20 protein-coding genes are annotated in these 26,232 nt (G+C 58.9%); 4 read left to right on the top strand and 16 right to left on the bottom strand.

The features are described from left to right. The first annotated feature begins 125 nt into the window (after window positions 1-125). From C3938_RS10620 to hisC, 3 genes are all read left to right on the top strand, one after another. The gene (locus C3938_RS10620; RefSeq protein WP_233998769.1) at window positions 126-1,493 is read left to right on the top strand and encodes a S1C family serine protease; all 1,368 of its coding nucleotides are present in this window, start codon (window positions 126-128) and stop codon (window positions 1,491-1,493) included. Then, entirely contained in the window at window positions 1,484-2,536 is a 1,053-nt protein-coding gene (locus C3938_RS10615; protein WP_105103086.1) for an FHA domain-containing protein, read from the top strand. Before C3938_RS10620 ends, C3938_RS10615 begins: the two co-directional genes overlap by 10 nt. Window positions 2,537-2,621: 85 nt before the next feature. Then, a complete protein-coding gene (hisC, locus tag C3938_RS10610; protein ID WP_105103085.1) occupies window positions 2,622-3,716 on the top strand; it encodes a histidinol-phosphate transaminase in 1,095 nt (364 codons plus the stop codon). Window positions 3,717-3,753: 37 nt separating this feature from the next. Here the strand turns inward: hisC and C3938_RS10605 are convergent, their stop codons facing one another. From C3938_RS10605 to C3938_RS10540, 14 genes are all read right to left on the bottom strand, one after another. Continuing rightward, window positions 3,754-4,686 carry an SDR family oxidoreductase gene (locus C3938_RS10605; RefSeq protein WP_105103084.1) on the bottom strand — a complete coding sequence of 311 codons (933 nt, stop codon included), beginning with the start codon at window positions 4,684-4,686 and terminating at the stop codon, window positions 3,754-3,756. Window positions 4,687-4,723: 37 nt separating this feature from the next. Beyond that, window positions 4,724-5,110 carry a VOC family protein gene (locus tag C3938_RS10600; RefSeq protein ID WP_105103083.1) on the bottom strand — a complete coding sequence of 129 codons (387 nt, stop codon included), beginning with the start codon at window positions 5,108-5,110 and terminating at the stop codon, window positions 4,724-4,726. Window positions 5,111-5,369: 259 nt separating this feature from the next. Further along, window positions 5,370-5,738 carry a DUF2750 domain-containing protein gene (locus tag C3938_RS10595; protein ID WP_105103082.1) on the bottom strand — a complete coding sequence of 123 codons (369 nt, stop codon included), beginning with the start codon at window positions 5,736-5,738 and terminating at the stop codon, window positions 5,370-5,372. 449 nt (window positions 5,739-6,187) lie between these two features. After that, on the bottom strand, window positions 6,188-6,892 hold the full coding sequence (locus C3938_RS10590; protein ID WP_105103081.1) for a M48 family metallopeptidase: 705 nt from the start codon (window positions 6,890-6,892) through the stop codon (window positions 6,188-6,190). Between the two features lie 20 nt (window positions 6,893-6,912). Further along, the gene (locus C3938_RS10585; protein ID WP_105103080.1) at window positions 6,913-7,344 is read right to left on the bottom strand and encodes a hotdog fold thioesterase; all 432 of its coding nucleotides are present in this window, start codon (window positions 7,342-7,344) and stop codon (window positions 6,913-6,915) included. A 40-nt stretch (window positions 7,345-7,384) separates the two neighbouring features. Next, window positions 7,385-7,966 (bottom strand): DUF2799 domain-containing protein, encoded by a 582-nt coding sequence (locus tag C3938_RS10580; RefSeq protein ID WP_105103079.1) that lies wholly within the window; start codon window positions 7,964-7,966, stop codon window positions 7,385-7,387. 60 nt (window positions 7,967-8,026) lie between these two features. Continuing rightward, the gene (locus C3938_RS10575) at window positions 8,027-8,677 is read right to left on the bottom strand and encodes an MBL fold metallo-hydrolase (protein WP_105103078.1); all 651 of its coding nucleotides are present in this window, start codon (window positions 8,675-8,677) and stop codon (window positions 8,027-8,029) included. A gap of 223 nt (window positions 8,678-8,900) precedes the next feature. Next, window positions 8,901-9,788, bottom strand: coding sequence for a hypothetical protein (locus C3938_RS10570; RefSeq protein ID WP_105103077.1), 888 nt, complete (start codon window positions 9,786-9,788; stop codon window positions 8,901-8,903). Window positions 9,789-10,197: 409 nt separating this feature from the next. Beyond that, window positions 10,198-11,247 (bottom strand): LacI family DNA-binding transcriptional regulator, encoded by a 1,050-nt coding sequence (locus C3938_RS10565; RefSeq protein WP_105103076.1) that lies wholly within the window; start codon window positions 11,245-11,247, stop codon window positions 10,198-10,200. Between the two features lie 75 nt (window positions 11,248-11,322). Next, the gene (locus tag C3938_RS10560) at window positions 11,323-12,849 is read right to left on the bottom strand and encodes a tryptophan halogenase family protein (protein WP_105103337.1); all 1,527 of its coding nucleotides are present in this window, start codon (window positions 12,847-12,849) and stop codon (window positions 11,323-11,325) included. A gap of 73 nt (window positions 12,850-12,922) precedes the next feature. Further along, window positions 12,923-13,975: a cupin-like domain-containing protein gene (locus C3938_RS10555; RefSeq protein WP_105103075.1), complete on the bottom strand. Its 1,053-nt coding sequence runs from the start codon at window positions 13,973-13,975 to the stop codon at window positions 12,923-12,925. Further along, on the bottom strand, window positions 13,962-14,699 hold the full coding sequence (locus C3938_RS10550; protein WP_105103336.1) for a SapC family protein: 738 nt from the start codon (window positions 14,697-14,699) through the stop codon (window positions 13,962-13,964). The genes C3938_RS10555 and C3938_RS10550 overlap by 14 nt, the downstream gene beginning before the upstream one ends. Window positions 14,700-14,823: 124 nt before the next feature. After that, window positions 14,824-17,850, bottom strand: a complete 3,027-nt coding sequence (locus C3938_RS10545; protein WP_105103074.1) for a TonB-dependent receptor — start codon at window positions 17,848-17,850, stop codon at window positions 14,824-14,826. Window positions 17,851-18,134: 284 nt separating this feature from the next. Beyond that, the gene (locus C3938_RS10540) at window positions 18,135-20,306 is read right to left on the bottom strand and encodes an alpha-glucuronidase family glycosyl hydrolase (protein WP_105103073.1); all 2,172 of its coding nucleotides are present in this window, start codon (window positions 20,304-20,306) and stop codon (window positions 18,135-18,137) included. A 190-nt stretch (window positions 20,307-20,496) separates the two neighbouring features. On the opposite strand from C3938_RS10540, the gene manD reads away from it, so the two are divergent. After that, complete coding sequence (gene manD, locus C3938_RS10535) at window positions 20,497-21,708, top strand: D-mannonate dehydratase ManD (RefSeq protein ID WP_105103072.1); 1,212 nt, start codon at window positions 20,497-20,499, stop codon at window positions 21,706-21,708. A 198-nt stretch (window positions 21,709-21,906) separates the two neighbouring features. Here the strand turns inward: manD and C3938_RS10530 are convergent, their stop codons facing one another. Further along, window positions 21,907-24,486, bottom strand: coding sequence for a TonB-dependent receptor (locus C3938_RS10530; protein ID WP_105103071.1), 2,580 nt, complete (start codon window positions 24,484-24,486; stop codon window positions 21,907-21,909). Window positions 24,487-24,794: 308 nt separating this feature from the next. Beyond that, window positions 24,795-26,030, bottom strand: coding sequence for an ROK family transcriptional regulator (locus C3938_RS10525; protein ID WP_105103070.1), 1,236 nt, complete (start codon window positions 26,028-26,030; stop codon window positions 24,795-24,797). Window positions 26,031-26,232 lie beyond the last annotated feature (202 nt).

Below are 26,232 nucleotides of genomic sequence, written 5' to 3'. Positions count from 1 at the left end.
GATCGGTACACAACTTGCCGCAACGGGCTTGTGCCCTGACCCGCGTTTGCTTGTTGGCCCGCGACCGATCCCGTAATATCGACGGCCGTTTCGCCCATAAATTAAACAGCGCTGATATATCCACAATGTCGAGAATGTTTACGCGCCTGAATTACCGCGCCTGTGTGGCCGTTATTGCGCTGCTTCTATATCCGTGTTTTGCCCTCGCCCAGAGCTATGAGCAGCTCTACAGCGATTACCGCGGCAGCCTGTACCAGATCCGCTTGATCGAAAAATCCTCCAACTCCAAGGCGGGGCTGGGTTCCGGTTTTCAGATTTCCGACGATGGGCTGATCGCCACGAATTACCACGTGGTATCCGAAGCCGTACACGAGCCGGACAAATACATCCTCAGATATCTGTCGGTGGACGGCAAAGAGGGCGACCTCGAACTGCTGGATGTAGATGTCATCAACGACCTGGCCATCCTGCGCCAGAAAGGCAAGCCGGGCGAAGACCATCTGCGCCTGGCACACACACCGCCGAGCAAGGGTGAGACCATCGTCTCCATGGGCAACCCGCTGGACCTCGGCATGACCATTGTGCCCGGCACCTACAACGGCATCGCCAGCGGCAGTTTTTACGACCGTATTCACTTCTCCGGCTCCATCAACCCCGGCATGAGTGGTGGCCCGGTGATCAACCGCCACGGCGAAGTGGTGGGTATCAATGTGGCGACCGCCGGCAACCAGATCAGCTTCCTGGTGCCGGTGGACAAGCTGGTCGCGCTGCTCGCGGACTTCAAGAAAGAAATGGCCGCGGGCAACGGCGCCATTGCGTTGCAGCCGGTGATCAACCGCCAGCTGCTCAAGAACCAGCAGCGCATCATCGACCAGATTCTCGACGCCGACTGGCAGCTGCGCCCGTTAGGCGATGCGCTGGTGGTGGGAGAAATCGTGCCGTCGATCCAGTGCTGGGGCAATTCCACCGACGATGAGGACGAGCCGATCCAGCAGGTGGCCAAGGGCTGTACCGGCCAGGATGTGGTGTACCTGTCGGAAACATTTGATACCGGGCGGGTGGAATACGAATTTTTCTGGCTGGAGTCGGACGACAAGCTCGCGTCGTCGCGCTTCTACAGTGCCTATGAAGACGAGATGAGCGGCTTCTACCCGGGCAACAGTGCCGGTGAAGACGATGTAACCAACTTCAACTGTAAACAACAGTTCACCAGCCATCCGCGCAATGGCACCGCCGACAAGACAAAAAACGACGACGGGGAACTGCAGACGCCGCCAAAGGCCAACGGCAACAGCGAGCCCGCGATTGCACGCACCTCCTACTGTGTACGCCGCTACAAGGAATTCCCGGAGCTGTATGACGTGTTTTATGTGAGCCTGACCATAGACCAGGCCAACCGTGCGCTGGTGAGCCACTTTACCCTTTCCGGATTCACCAGGGAGTCCGCCAGCGCCTTTACCGAGAAGTTTGTGAGCGAGATTCAATGGCACTGATTATCGAAGAAATCAATCGTGCCCACCGGGTGAGCGGCCGCTATCGCATGGATGGAGAGCGCGTGACGCTGGGCCGCTGCTATAGCAATGCGCTGATGCTGGAAGACCCCCACGTGGACCCGGTACACGCGGAAGTGGTGCGGGACGAGGATGGCTGCTATGTGTTGCGGGACCTCGACAGCCTGAATGGTCTGCGCCTGGTACGCAATTTCCGCGACAAGACCATCAAACCCGCGGCGATCACCGAGCACCAGATCCAGTGCGGCGACGAAATCCAGCTCGGCAAGAGCCGGGTACGCTTTATCGACACGGAAATGAGCGTGGCGCCGGCGGTTCCCCTGCACTCGGCGGAAACCGTGTTCGACCGCCTGGCAACACCATTTGTGGCCGCGGCCCTCTGCCTGCTGGTGGCGGGGCTCAGCCTGTGGTTTGCGTGGCTCGGTACCAGCAGCGACTTCGAGTGGACCAGCGCGGTGAAGGTGCTGACCGATGCGGTGATCGGCCTGCTGGTGTACGCCGCCGCCTGGGCGTTTATCGGCAAGGTTGTGAAGCACGAGGCTCACTTCCTGGCGCATCTATCCATCGCCGCGGCTGCCGCGCTGGTCTACGCGGCCTGGCAGTGGTTTGGCACCCTGCTCAATTTCAATTTCAATCTGAGCCAGGTGCTGCCGCTGCTGAATATCCTCGCCCTGGCGGTGCTGTTGCCCGTGATGCTGTGGTGCGCGGCGTACCTTGCGCTGAATATCGCCCCGCACTGGCGCGTTCTGGGAGCAATCCTGATTCCGTGGAGTTTTCTCGGCTTCGCGGCGGCGGTGGAAATCGGAGATATGGACGAATTCAGCGAGTCTCCTCAGGTATCCAAGGAGCTGAAATCCAAGGATCTGCTGTTCCGCGATCCGGTACCACTGGAAGAGTTTCTCGCCGATGCACCGGTGCTGTTCGACATCCCGATCGAAGAAGACGCCAAAAAGGGCAAGAAAAAGCGCGCGGATAAAGAGGCAGACAAGGACGAAGTCAGCGGCGAGGACATTCAGGGCGAATAGTCGTCGAAACCTGCGCGCGCAGGGCATAAAATCTCCGCCCGCCCAGCACTCATGCAATCCGCGGCGCGCACAAGGAGTGAATGCCATGACCGAGCCCACACGCAATCAGCCCCCCGGCAACCCGTTCTGGAGCCCCGCCGTCGCCCGGCTCCATCCCTACGTGCCGGGGGAACAGCCGAAATCCACCGCGCGCCTGATCAAGCTCAATACCAACGAGAGCCCCCACCCGCCGTCACCCAAAGCCCAGGCGGTGCTCCAGGACCCGGCATTACCAGGCCGCCTGCGCCTCTATCCCGACCCGGAATCCACCGAGCTGCGCGAGACCATCGCTGCGCAATTCGAGCTAAGCCCGGATCAGGTCTTTGTGGGTAACGGTTCCGACGAGGTGCTGGCGCACGCCTTCTACAGCTTCTTCCAGCGCCCGGAGCCGCTGCTGTTTCCGGACATCAGCTACAGCTTTTACCCGGTCTACTGCGAGCTCTACGGCATCGAGGCGCATACCCTGCCGCTGCGGGAAGACTTTTCCATCGCGGTGGAGGATTACGCGGTGGAAAACGCCGGTGGCGTCATCCTCCCCAACCCGAATGCGCCCACCGGACGCTATCTGCCGCTGACGGAAATTGAGAAGCTGCTGGCACTGCACCCGATGCGGGTGGTGGTGATTGACGAGGCCTATATTGATTTTGGCGGCGACAGTGCGGTTGCGCTGCTCGACCGCTACCCGAATCTGCTGGTGGTACACACCCTGTCAAAGTCCCACGCGCTGGCGGGACTGCGGGTGGGTTACGCGCTGGGCCAGGCGCATCTGATTGAGGGCCTGAACCGGGCGAAGAACTCCTTCAACTCCTACCCCATCGACGGTATTGCGCAGAAGGTGGCAACGGCGGCGATTGCGGATCGCGAGTGGCTTGCAGACAACTGCGCGAAAGTGATCGCCACCCGCGAATACACTTGCGCGCAGTTGAATGAGCTGGGTTTTGAGATCATCCCCTCCACCGCGAATTTCATTTTCGCCAAACCGCCGAAGATGTCCGCCGAGGCACTGTTCCTCGCCCTGCGCGAGCGCAACATCATCGTGCGCTATTTCAACAAACCGCGGATCAGCGCATACCTGCGCATCAGCATCGGCACGGATGAGGAGATGGCGGCGCTGGTGGAGGCCTGTCGGGAGATTCTGTAGCGCCGGTGTTACCGCGGTTGCGCGAACTACCCGTTGGTTATTGGTTAGTGAGCTGCAGCCGCTTCAGTCCGAAGCGTTTGGAGAGAATCCTGTCCCGCAACCAGCGCGGCAGCCAACGGGCCATCCACGGCAGCAGCCTGCTCTTGTTACCGACCCTCAACAGGGGCGAAGGGCGCTTGCGCAACAGTTCGGCGGCGAGGCGCTTGGCCAGATCCCGCGCCAGAGTGGCATTCTGCTGGGACTCCAGCGCGCGGGCGCGCACATGGTCTTCGCTGCGTTTGTACCAGGAATCCGGCGGCAGCAGGCCGCGCAGGGAGGTTTCCGCGTGGCGACCGAATTCTGAGGCGATGGCGCCCGGCTGCACGGTTACCACCCGAATGCCAAACGGTTTCAGCTCCAGACGCAGGACATCGGAGAGGGTGTGCAGCGCGGATTTGGACGCGCAATAGGCACCCGAGAACGGGGTTGGCATGACGCCGGAGACGGAACCGATATTACAGATAACCCCTTTGCGGCGGGATTTCAGCAACGGCGCACAGGCCCGGGCGAGCGCCATGGGGGCGAACACATTGGTGCGGAACTGGGCTTCCAGCGCGCGGGTATCCAGCTCCAGCAGCGGTCCCATCTGGCCGTAGCCGGCGTTGTTGACCAGGATATCGAGGCGGCCGTAGGCGGTCTTGATGGCGTGTACCACGCGGTTGATATCCGCCTGGTTATTTACGTCCAGCGCTTCGGTGGCAATACCCACATCCGCCAGTTCCTGCAGACTTTCGGCGCGGCGGGCGGTGGCAATGACAATGGTGCCACGGGCATGCAGCGCCAGTGCCAGCTCGCGACCGATGCCGCTGGAGCAGCCGGTGATCAGCGCCACCCGGTCCGGCACCACATAGCCACGGCCAATCTGCGCCAGGCTTTCTGCGGCGAAATTCTGATCGGAGAGGCGGAACCGGTTCGCGGGGGGCTTGCTCACGTTACTGCTCCAATACTGCGCTCTGTCTCTGTCAGGCTCAATCGGACGGGGTTGCTGTCAATTTGAAGTGGGGATTCTGGATCAGCCCAAAAACGTTGCCGAAGGGGTCGAGGAAACTGGCCATGAGTATGCCCTCCCCCACATCGACAATTTCCCCGTGCTGGCGCGCACCGAGGCCATTCAGACGCTCGACCTGGGCGGCGATATCCGCTACACCCCAGTAGGCGACGACACCGTCGGCACGGCTGATGACGTTGCGCGCGTTCGGGTCGAGCCCCAGCTCGAAGCCACCGACGTTGTAGCCGACATAACAGTCGGCCTCAAAGTACGGCTGCACTTCCAGCAGGGTGGTATACCACGCTTTGGCTTCTTCCAGATTACTGACGCCGTAGATGACGCTCTGTACTCCTGAAAACTGACTCACCTCAGACCTCCCTTTGGAGATTTGTTTCCGGCAATACGGTGTATTACCCGTTGGTTGTCACCGCTTTATTCGTGTTTGAATTTTAAACAGTATTCTGGCGGGCACTTCTAAAATCGTAGCGAGCGGGTGGCTGGTGGTGGCCGCCGGGGTGCAGGAAGCGGAATGTACACGTAGTACATGAGCATTCTGACCGGGCTGGCGCACCAGCACCGCCGGCCGCCGCCAGGCGCACGCGCAGTAGATTTTAGGAGTGTCCTCGTTATTCGAGTTCCTGCTCCAGTTGTTCCAGCAGGTCGAGGGGTTCAATTTCTTCCCCTTCGAGTTCGTCGTTCCAGTTGATTCCGACCAGCAGTACGTCATCGTGCATGCCGGTTAGCCAGTCGTCCATGAATTCTTCCAGGTCGATGGCGACGACTTTATAGTCGCTCCAGTCGTCGGCGATATGCGCTTCGGCGAATTCTCGCTGGGACCAGAAGGGCATGACGTCAGTGCCGGGGCGGGTTTCCGATTCGCACAGGGCAAACCCCTCCTCCCCTTCCAGCGACCACACGCACCCCTGATCGACCGCTTCCGGCAGAAAGCGGTCGCAGTTGTCCTCAAAATCGTCTCCGAGTGGTTCCAATTCCATACCGGCTTGCCTTGAAAATGATTTGGGGAGTTTACGCCAGATTGGGCGGGATAAGTAGAAACTTGCGCAGCGTTGTGGGTCAGGTGGTCCCCGGTCGGTCGAGTCCGTGGCGCTGGATTACTGGGTATGCGTTTTTGGAACCGCTGTGAATACATCCCTGTACGCTGCGTCGGCGACGTCCCTGTCGCCGACGCTTCCAAAAACGCATACCCAGCACTCCAGCTTAAATCCTAATCACACTATTACTTGGCAAGTGTGAGGGGACACGCGCTTTCGAAGCACATCGGCTCAAATTGAAGCCCGGGTGACGGGGGAGGGTTTTCAAAAGCGTCGCAAACAGGGATGTTTGCGACGCAGCGTACAGGGATGTATTCACAGCGGTTTTGAAAACCCTCACCCGTCGCCCGAGCGCCACTAATCCAGCTTCAATGCACCCATCCAACGCAACCTTAAAGTTGCAGTCGATGCCCATTTTCCTTCAGCCAGCGCCGCAATGTCCGGTAGTCAGGGCAGAGACTGGCCACCAGATCCCAGAATGCCCGACTGTGATTGTGGTGTCGCAAATGGCAGACCTCGTGGATCACCAGATAATCCACCACCGGTTCCGGCGCGAGGCATACCAGCCAGTTGTATTGCAGCTCACCACGAATGGTGCAATGTCCCCACTTGCTGCGGGTACGCCGCACTTTTACCGACGAGAACTCCAGGCCCAAAAGGCCGGCAAAATAGCGGGACTTTTGCGTGAGAGTCTCCAACGCCCTGCTCTGATAGAGCCTGCGTAACGAGGCCTGAATCTGCGCCTCATCCGGCTCCCGCGCACGGCAATACAGCTGGATATACCCATCGCGGATTCCCGCATCAACCGCGCAGGCCGCGCGGTCCAGCTCCAGCAATTTACCCAGCCAGGGAAACCGCGCACCGAACACAAACTGATGTTCCGGCACCTGTGCCTGACGATGCTCCAACCCACGTAACTGATCCCGCACCCAGGCGATATTGTCGCGCAGGAACTGATGGCCGTGCTGCGCGGCGCAGCGTTGGGGAATCCGCACTTCCGCGCCCTTCTCCGTCACCACCAGCCCCAGCCGCTTGCGCCGCGGCGAGCGGGACAAGCGGTAGGAAACGTCCTCAAAGGTAAACAGATCCGCGGTCACGACAGATTGAAAATCAATGATTACTGGGAAGGCACCGGCACCACCGCCATGGTGATGCGGGAAATACAGTTGAGTTTGCCCTTGGGATCGTGGATGCGGATTTCCCACACCTGGCTACTGCGCCCGATATGCACCGCACTGGCCCTGGCCGTGACAATACCCTCCGGCACCGGGCGCAGGTGGTTCGCGTTGATCTCCTGCCCCACGCAGTAAAACTTGCTGTTATCCACCACCATGTTCGCAGCCATGGAACCCAGGGTTTCCGCCAGCGCCACACTGGCGCCGCCGTGCAGGATACCGAAGGGCTGGCGGGTACGGTCTTCCACCGGCATGGTGCCGACAAGATAGTCGTCACCCACTTCGATAATCTTCATTCCCAGATACGTGGGCATGCAGTTGCCCATGCTCTGATTGATCGCTTCGACCGTCGGTTCACCGTGCCAGATCGCCATTGCCTAACCTCTCTGAATTCACAAAAAACGGTGAGGAATATCAGTAAAACAGCGTCGGATTGAAAGCACCAAAGCCGCCAAAGCGCATCATCTCAGCTTCCAGATGGCGCATTTCCCGCAGCAGACTGCGGCGCTGGCTGCGCAAAGACTTCGCTTCGTCCTTGGATTCGGTTTCCTCCAGGGCGTGTTCAATCCGCGCGATTTCGCGCTCCGCTTCGTAATACTGCCGCTCCAGGGCGGCGTACTGCTGTTCGGCCTGGTACACCGCGAGGCCGCGTTCATAGTTGACGAGGAAAAGATCGGCGGTGGGGCCGGTGCAGACACCTTCATAGTTGTGCCCGCGGCGGCCCACCACAAAGCCATTTTCCGGGGTGCAGAACTGTTCCACTCCCTCTTCATAACCGCGCAGCCAGGATTCGGTATCCGTACGCACGCCGTATTCGTGGCATTTCTGCGCGATCTGGTAGACGGTGGCCTGGCTGCGGCCGCGGGCGCCGTCTTCAATACCGCGCTCGTACCAGAGGCCGGCCTGGCATTCGTTTTCAGAAATCACGGCGCAGCCGCCAGCGAGGGCGAGCCATGCGGGGAGCGTGATGAGGATGAGCAGTTTCCAGAGTTTCATTTTTTTATCCGCCGTTTGTACGGCTTTATTCAACAGGCGCAGCGGTGAACCCGCGCTGAATCAGCCAAAGCGTTTGTCCGCCACAAACGGGTTGGTCTGGCGCTCCTGGCCGAAGGTGGACATGGGGCCGTGGCCGGGGATGAATTTTACCCCATCGCCGAGGGGCCAGAGTTTTTTGGTAATGGAGTCGATGAGGTCCTGGTGGTTGCTCATGGGGAAGTCGGTGCGCCCGATGGAGCCGGCGAAGAGGACGTCGCCGACGAGGGCGAGGTTGCTGTCGCGGTGGAAGAAGATGACGTGACCGGGTGTGTGGCCGGGGCAGTGCACCACCTCGAGGACTTCGTCGCCGACGGTGACGGTATCGCCGTCGTTGAGCCAGCGGTCGGGGGTGAAGGTTTCCACCGGCGGGAAGCCGTACATCTGGGCCTGGACGACGATTTTTTCGATCCAGAACTGGTCCGCCTGCTGGGGGCCTTCCACGGGCAGGTTGAGCTGTCGGGACAGGGGGGCGGTGCCGCCGACGTGGTCGAGGTGGCCGTGGGTGAGGAGGATTTTTTCCAGTTTGAGGCCGCGCTCTTCGACGGCGTTAAGGATGCGGTCGATGTCGCCACCCGGGTCCACCACCGCCGCGCGCTTGCTGTCGTCGCACCACAGGAGGGTGCAGTTTTGCTGGAAGGGCGTGACGGGAACCGAGTGAAATTGCAGAGCCATGGGAGTACCTGATTAGTCTTCGCGGGCGATTATAACCTCGCACTACCTTTTCACTGAACGGGCACCCTGAATATCGCTATGTGGCGGGACCGCTACCGGGTGGGGGCTTGCGAGACACGCCGTGAACCCATCCCTGGGGGCTCTTCCGCGAGGTCCCTCTCGCGGAAGGTCTCGCAAGCCCCCACCCGGTATCAATCCCTTCGCATTGAGTTCTTACCCTTGCTCAGGCCATCGCGGTCGCGCGCTGCAGCGGACTCGGCCGACGCGCTGTGGTTTTCTTGAGCACCTCGGTTACATCCTCCACCAGACTCTTCAGCACCATCTCGCTCTGCCAGTAGCCGTCGTGGGAGACGAGCTGCGGGCCCCAGCTGGCGGCGCTCCAGTCGGCAAGGGGGCGGGTCTCGAAATCGCGGTAGACCGCCTGGTTGTAGGAGGGGCTGAGGGGTTTCAGGGGCCAGCCGAAGAGGTCGTCGGGGTGGTAAAAGTTTTTCCAGCGGAAGTTGTAACCGCGGGTGTCGGAGGTGACGGCCTGGATCTGGTCGCGGGCGAGGCCTGCGGTCCACAGGGGGGTACTGGCGCCGAGGGTGTACCAGTGGGCGAGGGTTTTGCCGCGCAGGAAGAGATCCTTGGCGGAACCTTTGTGGACGCCTTTAGGGCCGCCATCACGCCATATACCGTGGTTGATAGTGGCGCGCTGGGCATCCCACAGATAGTTGGAGAGGATACAGCAGCCGATGGAGTGGCTGAGCAGGATCACCGGGGCGTTGTCGCTGGTGGCTTTGGCGGCGCGTTCGAGGGTCTGGTAGATGGCCTGCTGGGTTTTATCGTAGTTGCCGCCGCGCTGGTGAATATCCGCCATCTGCGCGGAGGCTTCAGCGAGGCCATAGAGCATGAATTTGCGCGCGCGCAGATAGTCCATGTCGCGCTTTTGCATGGCCTCGAACACGCGCTCCAGGTTTGGCTGCAGGTGGCCCTGGCACAGGATGGTGTCGGTGTGAATACGGGACCAGTCGTCCCCAAGACTGTTTTTCAGCGCCTGAAACAGCGGCTCGGCAAAGCCTTCGTCCACGGCACCCATGCCCGGCGCCGCCAAAATGACCAGATCAGCCATTGTTCGCTCCCCGCAAGTGTTGTTCTTTGAGTTGTTCTAGGTTTGCTTATTGGATGCGAATACCTCGCCGGGGTTTGCCCGCGCATCGGTTGTTTGTGGAATCTGTGCGGCCTGCCCTGAAACAAACTGTGACCCGAGTACCACAATCCCGGAAAAGTAACACCGGATGGTGACGATGGGAAGAAAAGCGCCAAAAAAGAGCTTATTCGCGCCAGATCATTCGGACTGGCAGGCCTCAACACAAAAAAATCGAGAAATTTCTGTGCCGCGGGGAACTACAGCGCCAGCCCCCCGTCAAAGTAACCAGTTCCCCCAGATCACTTGTTGAATGCGTTGTGATCGAACTCTCTCATCGTATCTCTGCTTGAAGCCGGCCTCGTGCCGGCTTTTCTTTTGGCGACCGACCTTCTCACGAACGCGGCGGGGCATCCGAGCGGCGACGGATGAGCGTGAAGTCCAGCTGCACTTGCTGGCCGTTTTCCGCTTCACCGGCACGTATGGCGCGCACCTTTTTTACCAGCAGGTCCACGGCGGCCCGGGACATGTCCACCACCGGCTGGTGGATGGTGGTCAGTTCCGGCCAGATGGTGGTCGCCAAAGCGGTGTCATCGAATCCACACACGGTAAGGTCTCTGGGTACATCGAGGCCGCGACGCTGGGCTACCGAGATGGTGGCCGCGGCCATTTCATCGTTGCACGCAAAGATGGCGGTGGGCGGGTGCTTCAGGTTCAACAGTCCCTCCGCGGCATTCAGACCGGAGCGATAGGTGAAGAAGCCCTCTTCGATCAGCTGATCGTCCAGTGGCAATGCGGAGTCTTTCAGGGCCTGGCGGTAGCCTTCCAGACGGCGCCGGCTCACCTGTTGGCCGCGATCACCGGTTATAAAGCCGATGTGCTTGTGGCCCAGGGAGGCAATATGTCGGGTCATTTCGTAGGCGGCCTGGTAGTCGTCGATCTTGACCACGGAAATGTTGTTGCGCGGCTGTTCAGATGCGATCAGCACGGCGGGAGTATCACTGCTTTCCAGCACCTCCAGCACCGCAGGCAGGTCGGACAGCGGCGGCGGCAGCAGCATGGCTTCTACCCCGCCACTCAGCATGCGCGCCGCAACAGCTTCCGCGTTCAGGGCTACATCACAATGCTCCACCACCAACTGGATGTTGTAGCGGCTGGACTGCTCAAGTGCACCGATCAGAAAGGCGCTGAGGTAGGAGGCACTCAGATTGCTGTGCAACAGGCCGATCTTGATCTGTGCACCGCCGGCGAGGCTGCGCGCGGCACTGTTGGGGGTATAGCCGAGGGAGCTGATCGCGGCATTGACGATCTCGCGGGTCTTCGCGCGCACATTGTCTTCACCGTTGATCACCCGGGATACGGTCATCGGCGAGACGCCCGCTTCGCGGGCCACATCGGCAATGGTGGGGCCGCTGCCCTGGCGGCGGCTCTGTTTTGGTCTCACGGTTTCGCAGGCCCGTTCAATTCAGTGAACGCAATGATCACTGTTCGCGCAACCTGAGGCAAGTTCGGGACAGGTCTATACCTTTGCGACGACGTCCCCGCGGCAATACTGTTCAATGAATGCCTGGTGCTCGGGAAGCAGGTGCAGCGCGCGCTCCACTTGCGAACCGAGTCCACCCAACAGCCGCTGCATTTCTCGCTCGCTCATCATTTGGGTGAGCGGATGCCAGGACAAGGGTTGCAACCCCTGCCCGAGCATCACCTGCACCCAGGAGTCCACGCGAAACAGCTCGTCGTTATTCTGGAAAGCATGAGCGCGCTCGTGAAACAGCGCAATACGCTGAGCGAGGCTGTCGGGAATCGCCATGTGCCGACAGTAATCCCAGAAGGGATCACCCACCCTCTGGTTGAGGTGATAGTGCAACACGATGAAATCGCGAATATCTTCCAGCTCCCGTCGCGTCTGACGGTTGTACTCCCCCTGCAGTGATGGCTCCACGCCATTAAAGGGGAACAGCTGCATAAGACGCACGATACCGGTCACAATCAGGTGAATACTGGTGCTCTCCAGTGGCTCGATAAATCCACTCGCAAGCCCGAGGGCAATACAGTTGTTTTTCCAGGCGGCCGCTCTTCGGCCGGTGGTAAAGCGGAGCACCCGCGGGTCGGTCAACGGTTCGCCGTCAACTTGCTCAAGTAACCGTGTAATGGCCTCGTCGTCGGAGAGATAGCGGCTGCAATACACCAGCCCGTTGCCCACTCTCTCCTGCAGGGGAATCCGCCAGCGCCAACCGGAGGACTCGGCGATGGAGCGGGTGTAGGGCATAGCCGGCTCGCTCGCCCGGGTCTGCAAGGGAACCGCGCTGTCACAGGGCAACCAGTGAGACCAGTCTTCGAAAGCACTCTGCAGCGCGGTACCAATCAGCAAACTGCGAAAGCCCGTGCAATCAATAAAGAGATCGCCGGAGATTTCCTCACCGGTTTCCAGTAACAGAGACTCTATATCGCCGCTGTGCGGGTTCTGACGCACATCACAAATGGTCCCCTCCACCCGGCATACCCCATGCTTTTCACTGAACGCACGCAGGAATGCGGCATAGCGGGTCGCATCCAGATGGTATGCGAAATTCAGGGGAGACTCCGGCCCACAGGCAAAGCGACCGGCCAAAGCCGCCTGGTGTTCCAGACAGAATTCGCCGAATGCAGAGGTGAAACCCATTTCTTTTGCGCGCAGCCAGAAATGGTGAAAATCGCACATCCAGGCACCGGTGCCGGTTTTACCGAATGAGTGAATATAGCGCTCCCCTTCCCGGCCCCAGTTTTCGAAGGCGATGCCCAGTTTTGCGGTCGCCTGTGTCGCGCGCATGAAGGCCCGTTCATCAATGCCCAGCAGGTGGTGGAATGTGCGCAATGGAGGAATGGTCGCCTCCCCGACACCAACGGTGCCAATCGCGTCGGACTCCACCAGGGTGATATCCAGCAGCTCGCCGAGTTTCTTCGACAGCGCCGCGGCGGCAATCCAGCCTGCGGTTCCGCCGCCGGAAATGACAACCCGTTTTACCATTTTTTTTCGGCCCTTTTCGCCAACGGCAGAATTTTCCATCGCAACCATCTCCGGCAGGTTGTTGAAAAAGGCCATCCGTGGCCCGGCCTAGCAGGCTGTTTTCAACAGCCTGCTAGCGATTCAATTTATTGATCAGCAGCGCGCGCAGCTGACGGGCGCTGACGCTGTCGAGTTTCCCAAGCACCCCACGCGCCTGCTCCGGCAGGTGCGCTCCGGCGCGCTCCCCGGGCCCGAACACATAGTATTCGAACAGTTGCCGCCACCCCTCCTTCTCGTGCTCGGGCTTATCCCGCAGGGATAAAATCCCGTGATACAACGCGTTCATCGCGGACCCCGTATGCAGCGGAGCATCGTCCCACCAGTAATTCACCAGAATATTAAACGCACTCAGCCCCTCTACGTGGTGCATCCACATGCTCGGGATATAAATGGCATCCCCGGGCTCCAGCTCCGCCACAAATCCCGCGGCAAGTGCATCGCGAAAACGGGGAAAGCGATCAAGGTCCGGATTGTTGAAATCTACCATGCTGATGGCCTGGCCACCGGGCGTGAGATCCAGCGGACCAAAGTAGAGATTGGCAAACTGCTGCGGAGGGAAGATGGTGAACCGACGGCGACCGGCAACACAACAGGCAATATTGTCCAAGGCGTCATAATGACAACTGGCCACGGACTGATTGCCGATCCAGATTTTCATTTGCGGCGGCGCCACCGGGTAGCCCCGATCCTCACGAGGGATATCCAGATCATTGTCCTGGCGTAGCCCGGGGAAGTGACCATCGACAGATGTAGAGGATATGTAATAGGAGTGATACGGATTTTCCCGGTCGTCAGCGCCATCCGCGTCCTGCGCATGCAAGATTTTTTTGAGAACGTCATCGATCGGCGCACGCAGAGTGTCGTAGTTCAGAGAGCGCAAATCGCGGCCGTAAAAATAGCGGCCGTCCATTCCCCTGCGGCCAAAATTTACCAGGCAGGGTTTGCCATTGTAGTAATGGTTCAGATAGTCCACAGCCGCCTCGGGCGAACGCAACCCCTCGCCGACCAGACGCCAGTGATTCACCAATCCTTTCAATACGATCGGCCGCTTGGCCGATAGAATTTCTGACGGGATTTCCCCAGGGGTAATCCCGTTCAGAGTTTCAACGGGATTACAGCAGCGCATTTTTTCGGGCCACCAGCTTTTCAATATTTCCCAGTGAGGAAAGCATCAGAAAAGCTCCGCGCAGATAGCCCGCCCGGTTCAAGGCATGCAGCGCATCACCTTCGAGCATATTCAGACGCTCTTCACTAATGGTGTAGTACCCGGACAACTCGTATTTGTCGCCGTTCTTCAGATCTACATTGATGGATACCGGTTCGATCAGGCCAAGCTCGTCCAGTGCGGAATACATCGCACGCCCCACACGCTCGCCCTGATGGATGGTACGCAATACGCCCGATATATATTCGAGATACGGGCTGTTTCCGCCAAATTCCAGGAACAGTGGCGTACCCTCATTACGGCTCAGTTTGCGGTTGTTGAGGTCCACATAGATCATCGGTTGAGGCGTCTCGCCGCGGTCATCCTCTGTACCCTGAAAACCGATAATGAAAGGCCCCCTGGCGACGATAGCCGGCACATAATCTCCGCCCCAGCCATTGCCTTCCTGACCCGCTTCAAGAAACAGGTTTTCGTCTTTTTGCAGGCCGAGAATGGTCACGGCTTGAAATTCATCCGTCGCGGAGTTTTTTCTTAAAAGGATGGGATACTCCCGCTGAATATTTTCAAACTCGGTCGGGAATGTCATGACCGCGGCGGCGCCATCTCCGTTCTCTACGGAGTAATGTTCCTGAACTCTGAGATCCGCATGCTCGATGTTATTGAGCAGCACATAGTTATTCTGCATGGTCACCTCGTTATTATTATCTGCACACTGAAACTCATGGTACCGGCATTTCAGCCAAACAAAAAGCCGCTGTTTCCAGCGGCTTTTTGCACTTCAGACGATCAATTGGGCACGCGTGCATGCATCAGAATTTGTAGGAAGCACCCAGTTGATAGCGCGCACCGAGATCGTCCATATAACGCACCATGCGCTCGTTACGGTTGAACTCCACGATGTCTTCACCGGTGATATTGATACCCTCGAATGCCAGGGAGATCTGCTCCGTCAGCTCATAGCCGATACTCAGATCAATCTGGGAGAAGGTATCCACATAACGCGGGTTGCGCGAGGAGCCCTGGTTGGTGGCGGTGAGGAATTTATCCCGCCAGTTATACGCCAGGCGCGCCTGCAGACCGAAGTTTTCGTAAACCAGCACAACGTTGGCGGTATCACTGAGCCCGGTCAAAGCAAACTGGTTTTCGGTAGGCAGGCCGAGATTATCGAAGCCTACGTCACCGCGCACGATGGTGTAGTTCGCCTGGATGCCAAAGCCGGTATCCCCGAAGAAATGCTGCGCGGCCAGTTCGGCACCGTGGATCTTGGCTTCGCGGTTGTTGATGGGTTTGCTGGTGCGGAACACCATTTCCGGATCACCGCTTTCCGGGGTCACATCCCAACCGGCGGTTTCACCCAACAGCAACAACTGCTCGTTGGTCCCTTCGAAAACACCGTTGGGGAAAATAGCCGGGTTTTCGGTAATGGCTTCCGGATGCGCCATCAACACCACCATGGCATAGAGATTGGTGTCATCGGTGGCGAGACCAAGGTCTTCCAACTCGGCAATGGCGGCCTGCGCACGCGGGCCTGCGGTCTGGTCGAGAATACCGAAGTGGGTTTCATCTTCCTGACCGGTGCCGATAAAGTTATCCACGCGTTTCTCGAAGAAGCCGATGGATACATAGCTGGAATCGCCGTAATACCACTCCAGTGACAGATCCAGGTTGTTGGATTCCAACGGCAACAGGCCAGGGTTGGAAGACGTGGCGGTGGGGATGGCACCATTGATGGTGGAACCATCCAGGGCAAAATTGCCAGGAGCCACTTTCAGGTCACTGTAGCCGGCGCGGGCGATGGATTTGCTGTAAGAGAAACGTCCCACCAGGTCTTCGCTGAACTGGATGTCGAAATCGAGGCTCGGCAGCAGATTGTCGTAGCTCGCCTCATCCGCCCACAATTGCTGATCACCGGCGGCACCTGGCGCGAAGTCGTTGTTGTTTTCCCACACCAGATACGGAATCGGGTTGACCAGAGACTGGGAATTCACATCGGTAGTTTCGTAACGCACGCCGGCGAGGAAGTTAACCGGCATATTGGCCAGCTCACTGTTCACACCGACCTGGAAGTACGCCGCCGCGGTGTCCTCTTCCAGAATATCGTTGAAGGAGTTGGTGTCGGAAACACACAGACAAGTGTCCGGGTACAGGGTGTTGGCGTAACGGGTGAGTTCCACCGCGTCGCCGCGGAAACCCAGCACCGGACTGCTGCCGGTGTTGAAGTCTTCGAACTCGCTGGCCACATTGATGACATCCAGCATTTCCGCCGGGAATTCACCGGGGTTGGCGATACCCCAGTTGCCGAGGGTCTGGTTGACTCCGGAAGTCTGGTAGGCATTCATCTCCATCTGGCGGGTTTCAACGCCGAAATCGAAACGACCATTGTCGAACTCAAAGCTGCCGTCGAATTTCGCCTGAGTAATATCATTCACGGAGCCCGCGCCGCGAACACGCAAAATGGAGGAGCCAATATGCTCTGACGTGATGGCATTGCCCGGCACACTGGTGCTGTAACTGTACTGCGGTGTGCGGCCACTGAAATCGAGGGTTTTGCCGGTAACGGTGGGGGAACCGAGACCGATGGCCACTTCACCGGCGCGATCCGGACCAGTGGGCAGACTTTTCATGCTGGAATCGTGCACGTCGAATGCCAGCGTCAGGCGGTCGTTTACTTCGAACTCCACGTTGATGCCGAGGGAATCCAGTGTATTGCTCTGGGAGCGGTACTGCTGTTCGTACCCCACATCCACAGTGCCACCGTAAGCTTCGGTGATGCTCAGGGGCGTCGCGATCTCTGAGTCATCAAAAACGATGCGAGCAACGTTGGATCCGTTCTGAATCCAGTTGGCCACTTCGCCGCGATGCTCTTCGATGTCGTTATCCGCATAGAGATAATCTACGGTAGCAGTGATTTTTTCCGTAGGTTTGAATTGAAGGGTCAACTGGCCGTTCAGACGCTCACGCTGGGTGTCGGAGAACGCGTAGCGAAAATCATTGGGGCGCGCGTAGAGCTGACCATCTTCCGGGGCATTGACGATTTCGGCTTTATCCGCGTCGGGTACAGCCCCCTGGTTATAGAGATCATCCTGTCCCCATACACCGATATTCCAGTTGTTGACGGTCACACCGGAGTATCCGGAATCACGCTCCTGATGGCTCAACGCCAGGGATGCCCCCCAGGTCTCCGCCTCATTGGCCCAGCTGACGATTCCGGAAAACTCCGGCGTAATATCGTCGTTGTAACGGTTGGTGGTATCCGCAACGGCTTTTACCCCCACATTGGCCGTGAGGCCCGGATTATCCAGTGGACGTGCCGTATTGATATTGATGGTGGCACCGATACCGCCGGTGGCCACATTCGCCTTGCTGGTTTTGTAGACCTCTACACCACTGACGTTATCGGAGGCCAGATTGGCGAAGTTAAAGGCCCGGCTGGCGGCGGCCCGCGTGGTGCCATCGGCACCACTGCCACCACCATAGGTGGTGCCGGTCGGCATGGTGCGACCGTTCAGCGTGACCATATTGTTGTCCGGGCCGAAGCCGCGCACAGTCACTTCCGCCCCTTCACCATTCACCCGGTTAATGGAGACCCCGGTAATCCGCTGCAGGGACTCGGCCAGGTTGGTATCCGGGAATTTACCCATATCCTCGGCGGAAATGGCGTCGACCACGCCGGCGGAATCGCGTTTGATATCCATGGCGCGCTCCATGGAGGCGCGGATACCGGTAACGGTGACTTCCTCGAGCGTGGTGTTTTCCTGAGCGAACAACTGCGGCGCGCAGGTCATGGATGCGATGGCCGCAACCACGGCCCCGGACAGCTTCGTGCGTTTGAACATTTGGATTTCCCTCTTCGCTTGTTGCCGCGGTTGACGCATCCCAGCTGAACAACTCCGAGAAGGGCTTGGCGGCTTTTATTGGTTATTGTTTGAAATCTAATCTTTATGGTACCGCTACCATATTAGAGATACGCCTGTGGGCGCGATGAGTCAAGTGGTTTCTGTTTTATCTGGGGTCTGTTAACTGGAAGACGGCTGAGCGAGGGGGATAGTCCCCCCCTCATAGAAAAATCCCGCCGCCGTGTTGCGCGGCACCGCGGGAAAACGGTTGTGGAATCCGAACCTCAGTGTCCCGGCGCCCAGGGGAATTGTTGCTGCTGGTAATACGCCAGGCTGTGCTCCGGTTTCGCGCTGCCCTCAGGCAGTGCGCGCCCGGAAACCGACTGGAAATAGGCGATGGAGGCATCCCGCCACCATTTCGCCTCACGGACCTGCACCGCCAGCAGGCGCGCGGTTTTATCGAAACGCTCCGGATCTATTTTCGACTCCAGCATCTGCCACTGCGTCTGCAGCTTGTGCGCAGTAGCCACGCCGCGATCGTAGCGGTACACCAGTTCCTGCCAGAGATCACGCCCGGACGCCATGGGGTAATCCCACGGCAGATGGTGGAACCAGAGCAACAGGTCATCACCCACCTCTCTGCGACTGGCGAACCGCGACGCTACACGCGGTGCATACTGAGCCACCGCATTGCTGCCTTCGCGGGTGCGGTCAAAGCCGATGCCGTACTGGTTGGCGCGGTGGTAATACGTCGGGTTCCACTCCGGTCTCGCCAGATCGGAAACCCAGGGACCCGGGCCATAATGGTGGCCGGTAGCCATAAGGTGCGCGAGCCCCAGCGGCGTCATGTAATCCACCACCGCCTGGCGCGAGGCCATCATCATGTCGAGGCCGATGGAAAGCACCTGTGGATCACTGCCAAACGTAATTTTTATCCACTCCCGCGCGATGGCCTCAGCCCCCAGGCGAGGATCCCAGGCCATGCGTCCAAAGACATACCAGTTTGCCTGATTGAAGATGGAACCGGTCCAATCGCGCGCGGCGCCGATATTCGCCACCCCGGCGATGCCCGTAAGGCGGTGGCCGTACAGACTGCCGTCGATCACATTGGCCACCGTGGAACCCGCGCCCGCTGCAAAGGTATCCGCACGCAGCGTCTCTTCATACATCGGGCCCAGGTAGGCGAGATGAGATGCAAACCCAAGATATTCCTTGGTGATCTGGAACTCCATCATTAGAGGGGTTTCCGGCATGGCGCCAAACATTGGATGGAAGGGTTCGCGGGGCTGAAAGTCGATGGGACCGTTTTTCACCTGCACCATGACGTTGTCATCAAACTGACCGTCCAGAGGGACGAAGTCGCTGTAGGCCTGTTTGGCGCGGTCATCCGGGTTGTCCTGCTGATACACGAACGCCCGCCACATCACCACGCCGCCGTGAGGCTTGAGCGCACGGGCCAGCATATTGGCACCCTCGGCGTGTGAGCGGCCGTAATCCTGCGGTCCCGGCTGTCCCTCGGAATTGGCCTTGACCAGAAAGCCGCCGAAATCCGGGATCAGTTTGTAAATTTCATCCGCCTTTGTATTCCACCAGCGCTGCACGCCGGCATCTTCGGGATCCGCGGTTTTCAGACCGCCGATCTCCACCGGCGCACTGAAGCGCGCGGACAAATAAACGCGAATACCGTAAGGGCGGAACACATTTGCCAGCGCCGCGGCCTTGGCCAGATAGCGCGGCGTCAGGCTGTAGGCACTGGCGTTCACGTTGTTCAGCACCGTACCGTTGATACCGATGGCGGCGTTCGCGCGGGCGTAGTCGGTGTAGCGAGGATCGAGCAGATCCGGCAGGTTCCACCAGTCCCAGATAGACTGGCCGGCGTAGCCCCGCTCCACACTGCGGTCGAGGTTATCCCAGTGGTTCAGCAGACGCAGACCGAGGCGCGGGCGACTGCTGATACTCACCTCATCGAGAGAGGTGCGGGTCTGCAGCAGCCGCAGTAGATGAAAACCGCCGTACAACAGACCGCGTTCGGAATTGGCGGCGATCACCGTGCCCCTATAGCCGCGAACGGTGATCGCCCGGATCAGATAGCCCTCGTCCCCCAGTGCATTCAGTGGAAGTTTTGCCGCACGGACATCCGCCGACCGTTGCGGGGTCGCCACCAGCACGAAACCGTCACCACGGATACGCCCGTCCACCGTGGGCGAATGCCCCAGCAGCCCACCAACGCCGCGCACCAGCTCGTGCTCAATGGCGTTCAGGGTTGGCGATGACTCACTTCCGGGAATCACCAATTGCCGCAGCTGCGGCCGGTAAAGATCTCGCCCCCCCTGCTCCAGCGGCTGGTAGCGCAGCCACAGGTCATAGCCGTCCTCCGCGTGTGCGGCGGTGGCCGCGAACAGCAGCGCGAAAAAAAAGGGCAGGATTCTGGACAGGGAGAACACATCGCTATGCATGGTGACCTCAAGGGCTCTCTTATTTTTTCTGATACCGCCTCCCCGGCTGGGGGGCTTTCATTGCATCCGCAGCCAAGGCTAAAATGGTAGCGCTATCAAAACAAGACCCAAACAAGGAAATACCACCCAGGTTGGCTAGTTGACACAACTCGCCGTTAAAACATGCTCTACCGCGTTGAGGGAATACAGCATGCTCGAAATCAAATCCGTGCGGGTTATCACCACGTCACCCGGACGCAACTTCGTCACCCTGAGAATCGAAACCGCCGACGGCATCTATGGCCTCGGCGATGCCACGCTCAATGGCCGCGAGCTGGCGGTGGCGAGTTATCTGGAAGACCATATCACACCCTGTCTGATCGGGCGCGACGCCCATCAGATTGAGGATATCTGGCAGTATCTGTACAAGGGCGCGTACTGGCGCCGCGGGCCGGTAGCCATGTCGGCGATCGCCGCAGTGGATATGGCCCTGTGGGATATCAAAGCCAAGGTCGCCGGACTGCCGCTGTACCAGCTCCTCGGCGGCGCCTGCCGCAAGGGCAATCTGGTGTACGCCCATGCCAATGGTGAAAGCATCGACGAGACCATTGCCGAGGCGAAGAAGTACATCGCCCAAGGCTACCGCGCGGTGCGCCTGCAATGCGGGGTACCGGGGCTGGATTCCACCTACGGCGTGAGCAAGGATAAGGCCCGCTACGAGCCGGCGGACGCCGACCTGCCCACGGAAAATATCTGGTCCACGGAAAAATACCTGCGCATTGTGCCGCAACTGTTTGCCGCGGCGCGGGAAGAACTGGGGTGGGATATCCATCTGCTGCACGATGGTCATCACCGTATGACGCCTATCGAAGCCGCGCGACTGGCAAAAGATCTGGAACCCTACCGCCTGTTCTGGCTGGAAGATGCAGTACCCGCGGAAAACCAGGCCAATTTCCGCCTGATCCGCCAGCACAGCACCACGCCGCTGGCGGTGGGAGAAGTGTTCAACAGCATCTGGGACTGCAAACAGCTGATCGAGGAACAGTTGATCGACTATATCCGCGCGACGGTGGTGCACGCCGGCGGTATTACCCATCTGCGCCGCATTGCCAACCTGGCCGCGCTGTACAACGTGCGCACCGGTTGCCACGGCGCCACCGATCTGTCGCCGGTGACCATGGCGGCGGCACTGCATTTTGGCCTGTCGATTCCGAATTTCGGTATCCAGGAATACATGCACCACACCGATGAAACCAATGCAGTATTTCCCCACGCCTACTGCTTCAGTGACGGTTACCTGCACCCCGGTGACAGACCGGGACTCGGTGTGGATATCGACGAGGAAGCGGCAAAGGATTTCCCCTACCAGCGCGCATTTTTACCGGTAAACCGGTTGGAAGACGGCGGTATGCACGACTGGTAAACCGCACAGGGTCTGCCATTCACACAGTGCTCACCAATAAAAAAGCCAGCGGAATTCCGCTGGCTTTTTTATTGAACGAAAAAGGCCGGAGGGTTTCCCCTCCGGCGCCATAATCAATGCTGGCCAATACAAGGTGAACTTGTAGCGCAGGCTGCCGAACACACTGTGTCAGCAGCCTGCCTGTGGTGAAGTGCGGGATCAGAACTTCACGCTGGCACCCACAAAGTAGCGCGCACCAAACTCGTCCACGCTGTGGATAACGCCGTAGGTCGGGAGACGCTGTACCAGAGGCTCGTTGAAGATATTCACCGCCTCGAAAGACACGTCCAGATTGTCCGTGGCGTGCCAGATCACAGAGGCATCCACCTGGTCGTAGTCGTCGTAGCGGCTCTCGGTACCACTGTTGTTGTAGTTGCCATGCCAGCCATCGCGGGCGTTGTAGGCAACGCGCGCGCTGATCAGGTCGTTTTCGTAGTAACCGGACAGGTTGTAGGAATTCTGGGAAACTTCATCCACATCCACTTCCTGACCGGCGGAGTTGGTCACGGAGCTGTCGGTGTAGGTGTAGTTCGCCTGTACACCGAAACCGTTTCCGAAGTCGTGCTGGTACTGAAGCTCGATACCGGAAATATCCGCGGTGCCTACGTTGTAGGTACGAGTCACCTGGCAGGTCTGCGAGCAGCCCGCGAGCGCTTCCATTTTAGTGACCTGCTCGATGTAATCGCTGATGTTCTTGTGGAACAGGGTTGCGCCTACAACGGAAGCGTCGGTGAAGTACCACTCCACGCCCATGTCGTAGTTGTCGGACTTGTAGGGATCCAGATCCGGGCTGCCGATGGTGGCTGTGCCCATGTTGATGGCGATGGTGGAAGCCATCTGCAAGTCGTCGTAATCCGGGCGGGATACGGTGGACCCGGCCGCGAAGCGGAACAGCATGTCTTCGGTAATATCGGCCGCGAAGTTGATACTGGGCAGGAAGTTGGTGTAGCTGCGCTCACCTTTGGCAGGCTCTCCGTCAATGCTGCCCTTAGACAGTACATCGGTGTCCACCAGACGCAGGCCGATGTCGCCGCGGAAGCCGTCACCTTCGAAATTGGCCTTGGCATAGGCCGCAGTAATTTCCTCGGTGATGGAGAAGGCGCTCATAACAGTGACAGTGTCGGCGCGGTTGGCGTAACCGTAATCCCAGATACCGCCGCTGATCACCGCAAAGCTGTCGAGACTGCCCTCGCGACCTTCCTTACCGTGCAGGCCGGAAACCACACCGCCGTTGAAGTCCGCCAGAGTAAGGCCATCAGCCATAGCCGCGGCGAGGTCCACATCGCGAACGTCCAAACGGCCCAGATACATCTGATCCTGGAATTTCAGGCCGGTATCCACGGTGGTGAAGATGCCCTTATTCACGTCGATGGCAAAGTCCGCCTGGAAATACTCGATTTCATTCTGGCGAATGTTGTCGAGGAAGGTGAATTCCTGGAACAGCTGCATGCGGCTGTGATCGGTCACATAGTTCGGGTCGGTGGGAATGATTTTGTGGGCATCGGCCAGGTCGAAGCTGAAACCAGTGCTCGCACGATCTTCCAGGTCTCCCCACCAGGTACTGGTCTGCGGGGTAAAACTGTCCGCATTGGAGCGACCGTAAACTACATGGGAACTCCAGCCATCACCCTCGTAGTCCATCGTCAGGTTGAGGGCGTCGGTTTCCATCTCGGGCTTGCGCAGTACCGAGTTGTTGAAGAAAGGCACACCGCCATCGGTCAGGTTGCCCGGCACCACGGTCGCGCTGGTAACCGCACCAAATTCGTTGGTAACAACGGAGTCCGCATCCAGGTAGGCACCGTTGAAATCGGGAATAGCGAACAGTGCGGTATTGACGTGGTCGTTGTCCAGGGTGAACAGGTTGTAGTCGAGTGCGAAGGTCAGTGCGTCGGTGGGCGAGTACTGCATGGTGAACTGACTGCTGGAACGCTCGCGCTCTTCATCAAACAGGATCGATGCCATACCCCAGGTCATATTGTGGGAGGCTCCCTCGGAATCCGGCACGTGATCGTAGGGGGGGGCAAAGGAGCTCAGGGTCTCGCGCACCACATGTTGCTGCTCGGAAGAGTGCGCCAGCAGCACACCAAACGTTGAGGCTTCGTTCTTCCAGCTCACCAGCCCGGAATAGGACGGGGACCAGTCCTCACCGGCTTCGCTGTAGCCGTTTTCCACGGAAGCGGTCGCGGTGAACTCATCCATTTCCAGTGGCTTGCGGGTGCGCAGATTAACGGTACCGCCCAGCGCGCCCTCGTTCAGGCTCGCATCCACGGATTTGTAGACATCCATGCCGGAAATCTGCTCCGCGGACAGCAGCTCGAAGTTGAAGCTGCGGTTGGTGCCACCCAGGTCGAACCAGCCAACGCTGGCCACGTTCTGACCGTTCAGCAGTACCACGCTGTGTTGCGGGGCTGTACCGCGCACGGTTACACCGTTTACTTCACCGAAGCCGCGCACCACGGTCACACCGGGTACACGCTGCAGTGCATCACCGATGTTTTTGTCCGGGAACTTGCCGATGTCCTCGGCGGATACGGAGTCGATGACCGCGTTGGAATCGCGCTTGCTGTCGAGCGCACTGCGCAGGCTACCGCGAATACCGGTTACCTGAATTTCTTCCAGCGTCGCATCCTGTGCAAAGCCCGGCGCCGCAATGCCCGCCAGCGCGAGGGCGCTGATGGAACCGTAACGCAAGGCCAGTTTATTGGCGTGTTGAATGGCTGTTTTCAAACTGACTGACATAGTGAGTCCTCTTATTTTTATGAAGCAAAGCCGAGCTCCCCCCCGCATACCCCCTGGGTTGACTGGATCTCCAGTGTTATCGAGCTGAAATTAGTCTAGGCATTAGACTAATATTATGTCAATCAAATTTACTTATTATTTATTGGCGGTGAAATGGGAGGGAAAATACTGGGGCTTGGACCGCCGGGCACGCCGGCGCAGGATTGGCAGGAATGTCCGCCGGTCGAAAATGGGCGCACTGCGCGACCCCGCCGCGCGAATAATATCGGCGGCGCTAGTAGAGCAAATAGTTAATTGGGGCCCAACCGTCAGGCGTACACCAACTCCTGCAGCTCGGTGATCTCCCCGAGCCCCGACATTTCAATGGCACTCGCACCATCGGCACTGATCGCGGAGTAAATCGGCAGCGTTGCCGCCCCCCGCAGCGCCATGTTTTCCATTTTCGGTGCGCGAATAAAACGCGGAATTTCCCGCTCGCCGTACTGGGATACCGATGGAATAAAGGGGCGCAGGCGGCGAATGAACTGATCGATAAACCAGTCTGGAATATCTCCACCAAGAATGACCGTCTGCGGGTTGAGCAGGTTTTCCACCATATTGAACCCGATCCGCATGGGCTCGCTCATCTGCTGAAACCACGTGTCCAATACGGCCTTGTGCCGATCTGGCTCGGCGAGGATTTCCCACCAGTCCTGACCCGGCGCAATTTTGCGACCCAGCATTTTTGCCAGAGATCCAAGTGACGCGTAGAGGTCGAGACAACCGTGATTGCCGCACATGCAAAGGCCGCCGCGCTGATCAACGATCACATGCCCCAAACGGCCGGAGATACCGTTGTAACCGCTGAACAACTGGCGATTGTAAACAATGCCGGCCTCGAGACTGTCGCCGAGGTGGATATAAACAAAGCTGTGCAGATCACGGGCTGCGCCGTACAACATCTCGGAAGCGGACACCGCCGCGGCGACATTTTCACAGGCCACCGGCAACCCGGTCAGCGCCACCAGCTGGCGGCGGACCTGCTGGACATGCAGATCACTCATCAGTCCAACCTGCCCCACTTTGCGTGGATCACGACTGAAGGACTGCGGTGGCGGCAGAACCAGGCCAACACCCAGCACGCGCTCACGCAGTACCGTAGTGCGCTGCAGACAGGCTTCAACAATTTGCGCGAGGGTTTCCGCAAGAGGATCCGGCCCCTGCTCCTTCAAGGGAAACTGACGTGTTTCAAGCGCCTCGCCCGCAATATTGTAGAGCCCGGCTTCCACGCTCCGGCTCTTGACCCGCAAACCGATGGTATAGGCACCCTCCGGATTGAGATCGAGCAATTTGGAAGGCTTGCCGACCCCGCCCTCACGCCGGATACCGGCCTCGTGAATCAGCCCGGCAACCGCCAGCTCGTCGGTCAGGTTGGAAATCGTCTGCTTGGTGAGCTCCGTGCGCCGCGCGATTTCCACCCGGGAAATGGGGCGACCGGTGGTGATCAGGTTCAGCACCAGGCGCAGGTTCGACGATTTACTCTGCTTGGAATTGTTTCCTCTCAAGCTTTTCTCCCTTCCTTAAGTAAGGCGCAAACAGAAAATGGTGTTCACGTTGTGCGCAACCTTTCCTGCACGGCCGCACGTATCGCAAGTTAGCCGCAGCATAAAAGCTCAAATGCATTTAGTCAATTTGTTTGACTTGAAAAACAGGCTTCGCCAATATTGGACTCATGCAAACAGGGACAGGCCACCCGCAAGCGCTGCC

The sequence above is a fragment of the Microbulbifer pacificus genome (genome assembly GCF_002959965.1).
In the GTDB taxonomy this organism is placed as follows: domain Bacteria; phylum Pseudomonadota; class Gammaproteobacteria; order Pseudomonadales; family Cellvibrionaceae; genus Microbulbifer; species Microbulbifer pacificus_A.
Note: the sequence above shows the minus strand (reverse complement) of the source record. Positions and strands in the feature narration are given on the sequence as shown.